Here is a 4,002-nt window from a genome sequence, read left to right on the forward strand (position 1 = left end):
TCGTGATGACCGCGACCCGGCTGCCGCCCGCGACGAGGGCAGCGGCCTCGGAAACGATCGCGTCGTCGCCGGGGCCGGGGGCGGCCACCTCGCGCACGCCCGGTGCCTCGGCTAGGCCTCTGGCCCGGCCCTCCGTGACCAGCACCCACTCGGGCGAGGCCTCGGTGATGCCGGGGAGCGCCTCTGGGAAGCCGAGCAGGCGCGCGGCAACGGGGGTGGACGCGAGCCGGGCGAGCCGGTTCCTCAGGCGCTCGGCGGCTCCCGCCCGATCCCGCCACCAGCCGTTCGGCACGGAGCCGACAACGTTCGCCGCGTCGACGAGCACGGTGGGGACGCCGCCCAGCAGAGCGCGCAGGCTGGGCCACCCCGCCGCGAAGCCCGGGTGCAGGGGGTGCGTCTCGACCTCGGCGAGGGGCACCCACTCGAGCGCGACGCTCTCGGGATCGGTGATCTCGGGCTCGAAGGGGGTCGTGACCTCGGCGACGATGGTCGCGTAGGTCCAGCCGCCCCGGTCCAGGAGGTGGGTGAAGCGGTGTCGCACCGCGTCCTCGGGGACGCCGGCCTCCTCGCCGGACTCGCGGATCGCGGCGTGCGCGGCGCTCTCGCCCGCGAGCCGAGCCCCGCCGGGCACGCCCCAGGTGCCCCCGTGGTCGCTCCAGCTCACCCGGTGTTGCAACAGGATCGCGTCCCGCGCCGCGTCATACGCGAGCAGGCCCGCGGCCCCGAAGGTGCCCCAGTAGCGCTTGCCGTCAGCGGCGGTGACCCAGGCATCGCCCGCGTCCCGCACCGGGCGGCTCCGGTGCTCCTGCGCCCGGCGCTCGTCGGGGGTCAGCGGGGCGCTCGCGTCGTCCGCGGGCTCCGGAGGTCCGGGCTGCGGCGGGCTCTGGGGCGTGGGATCGCTGCGGTGGCTCATGGCCACAGGCTACCCGTCCGCGGGCCCTTCCGGCCCGGATTCGGGGTGGATCTTGAGGGGCGGGCGGGGGACACTCGTCCGCGGTAAAGGATTAAATGGTCAGCGTCCACTTAATGCTAGGGTGGCCGCATGGTCACGATCCTCACCCCCGGATACGCGCCCGATTTCCTCGAGTACCCCGAGGGTTGGGCGCTCCAGCGCAGCGTCCACGCGGGGGTGGTCGCGGGCAGCCGACCCGACACCCTGATCCTCTGCGAGCACCGTCCCGTCTACACGGCGGGGACCCGCACCCGGCCCGAGCACCGACCCGGGGGGAGCACCCCCGTCGTTGACGTTGATCGCGGCGGCAGCATCACCTGGCACGGCCCCGGGCAGCTCATCGGCTACCCCATCGTGCGTCTCCCCGAGCCCCGCCAGGTGGTGGCCTTCGTCCGGCTCCTGGAGGGGGCGATCATTGCGGCCCTCGCCGACTTTGGCATCACGGGGGAGCGGATCGCCGGGCGCTCCGGGGTCTGGGTCGGGGCGGACGGGCGGCACAACAAGATCGCCGCGATCGGCCTCCGGGTCGCCAGCGGCGTCACGATGCACGGGTTCGCGATCAACTGCTCGAATGAGCTGGAGCCCTACGCGCACATCACCGCCTGCGGGATCGAGGACGCGGGGATCACGACCCTCTCCGTTGAGGCGGAGCGCACGATCACCCCGGCCGAGTTCGCCCCCGCCGTGCGAGACCTGCTCTCCACGGCGCTCGTCGCCGCGGGAATCGGCGTCCTGCGCGACCTCAGCCCGCGGCCGGGGCCCGTGCCCGAGCTGACCCCATCGCGCACGAAGCCCATCGCGCGCCACCCCCAACACGACAGGACGCCGTCATGACCGAAGCCCCACACGCCGCCACCGCCACGGGATGCGGGCCAGCCGCCGGCTGCGGCTCCCGGCCCAGCGCCGCGGCGCCCGCGCCGCCCGGGGCGCCCGGCGGACGAAAGTTGCTCCGCCTGGAGGTGCGCAACGCGGAGACGCCCATCGAGCGCAAACCCGAGTGGATCAAGACCCGCGCCCGCCAGGGGCCCGAGTATCGCGCGGTCAGCGACCTGGTGCGCTCCCAGAAACTCAACACGGTGTGCTAGCAGGCCGGCTGCCCCAACATCTTCGAGTGCTGGGAGGACCGGGAGGCCACCTTCCTCATCGGCGGCTCCGAGTGCACCAGACGCTGCGACTTCTGCCAGATCGGCACCGGCAAACCCGCCGACTACGACACGGGCGAGCCGCTGCGGGTTGCCGAATCCGTGCGGACGATGGGGCTGCGCTACGCCACCGTGACCGGGGTGGCCCGCGACGACCTCCCGGACGAGGGGGCGTGGCTGCACGCCGAAACCGTGCGGAAAATTCACGAGCTGAACCCCGAGACCGGCGTCGAGATCCTGGTGACCGATCTCTCCGGCAGGCCGGAGCACCTCCAGCAGGTCTTCGACGCGAAGCCCGAGGTGTTCGCGCACAACGTGGAGACGGTGCCCCGGATCTTCAAGCGGGTGCGCCCGGCGTTCAGCTACGAGCGCTCCCTCGGGGTCCTCACCCAGGCGCGAGACGCCGGGATGATCACCAAGTCCAACCTGATCCTCGGGATGGGCGAGACGGACGAGGAGGTCAGCCAGGCGCTCCGGGACCTCCACGCGGCGGGCACGGACATCATCACGCTCACCCAGTACCTGCGCCCCACGCCCCGGCACCTGCCCGTGGATCGCTGGGTCCGCCCCGAGGAATTCGTCGCCTTCAAGGAGGAGGCCGAAGCGATCGGCTTCCTCGGCGTGCTCGCGGGGCCCCTCGTGCGCTCCTCCTACCGCGCCGGTCGGCTCTGGGCCCAGACCATGCGGGCCCACGGGCGGGAGCTGCCCGCCCACCTGGCCCGCCTCGCCGAGGACCGCCGGGAATTCGCACAGGCCGTCTAGGGCCCGGGTCGGGGCCGTGCGGGTGACGCTCGACGCATGGCCCCATCGCCCCTGAGCGTTTCCTTCGTCGTCCTGCACACGTCCCCACTCGACGCCCCCGGCACCAAGGACGCCGGCGGGATGAACGTGGTGGTGCTCGCCCAGGCCCGGGAACTCGCGCGGCTCGGACACCGCGTCGAGCTGCTCACCCGACGCAGCGATCCGGGGCAGCCCGCCGCGAGCGAGCTGGAGCCCGGCCTCACGATTCGACACCTGGACGCGGGGGACCCCCGGCTCCTCGCCAAGGGCGAGCACGAGGCGCTGATCGGCGCCTTCGGCACGGCCCTCGCCGAGCACCTGACGGCGCACCGCCCGGACGTGCTCCACGCGCACCACTGGTTCTCCGGCATCGCCGCGCTCCCCGGTGCCCGCGCCCTCGGCGTGCCCCTCGTGCAGAGCTTTCATAGCATCGCCGCCGACCCACTCAGCCCGCTCGCGGACGGCGAACGACCCGAATCGCCCGGGAGGCGCGCGGGCGAGGAACGGCTCGCCCGCGCGGCCGATCTCGTGATCACGGTCAGCGAGGCCGAGCGGCGCACCGTCATCGACCGCCTCGCCGGGGATCCGGACCGCGTGCGGGTCGTGCCCCCGGGCGTGGATCCGGCAGTGTTTCGCCCCCTGTCCGACCGGGAGCGCGCGGCACGCGCGGAGGCCGCCCGGCCCGATGCCCGGCCCGAGGTCCTCGTGATCGGACGCCTGCACCCGCTCAAGGGCATCGACCTGGCGGTCGCCGCGCTCGCCGCCCTGCCCGAGCGCGAGCGCCCGTCCCTCGGCATCATCGGCGCACCCCCGCCCGACGGCGACGGCTACCTGCGGAGCCTGCGCGCCGCCATCGCGGCCGCCGGAATGGCCGAGCGCACCGACATCGCGGGAGCCCTGACCCGGGAGGATCTCGCCGCGCGCATCCGCGCAGCCGACCTCGTCGTGATCCCCTCGCACTCGGAGACCTTCGGCCTCGTCGCTCTCGAAGCCGCCGCGTCCGGCGTCCCCGTGATCGCCCGGGACACGGGCGGGCTCCGGGAAGCGGTTCGCAACGGGGAAACCGGCGTCCTCCTGAGCGGCGACGACCCCGCCGAGTGGGGCAGCGCGATCCTGGGAGTGCTCCGG

General features: G+C 74.0%; 3 protein-coding genes and 1 pseudogene. 3 read left to right on the top strand and 1 reads right to left on the bottom strand.

Annotated elements, in window-relative coordinates; translation table 11 throughout:
* Positions 1-913: NUDIX hydrolase (locus OOT08_RS17265; RefSeq protein WP_325094089.1), on the bottom strand; the 913-nt coding region annotated here is incomplete at its 3' end.
* A gap of 129 nt (positions 914-1,042) precedes the next feature.
* Between OOT08_RS17265 and lipB the strand changes: the two genes are divergently transcribed.
* The 3 genes and pseudogenes from lipB to OOT08_RS17280 all read left to right on the top strand — a co-directional run.
* A complete protein-coding gene (gene lipB / locus OOT08_RS17270; RefSeq protein WP_325094090.1) occupies positions 1,043-1,786 on the top strand; it encodes a lipoyl(octanoyl) transferase LipB in 744 nt (247 codons plus the stop codon).
* 110 nt (positions 1,787-1,896) lie between these two features.
* A pseudogene (lipA, locus tag OOT08_RS17275) lies at positions 1,897-2,856 on the top strand (lipoyl synthase).
* A 36-nt stretch (positions 2,857-2,892) separates the two neighbouring features.
* Positions 2,893-4,002 (top strand): glycosyltransferase (locus OOT08_RS17280; RefSeq protein ID WP_325094091.1); only part of this gene is annotated, 1,110 nt, incomplete at its 3' end.

This window comes from Leucobacter sp. M11, from assembly GCF_035726885.1.
GTDB lineage: Bacteria > Actinomycetota > Actinomycetes > Actinomycetales > Microbacteriaceae > JAPFRB01.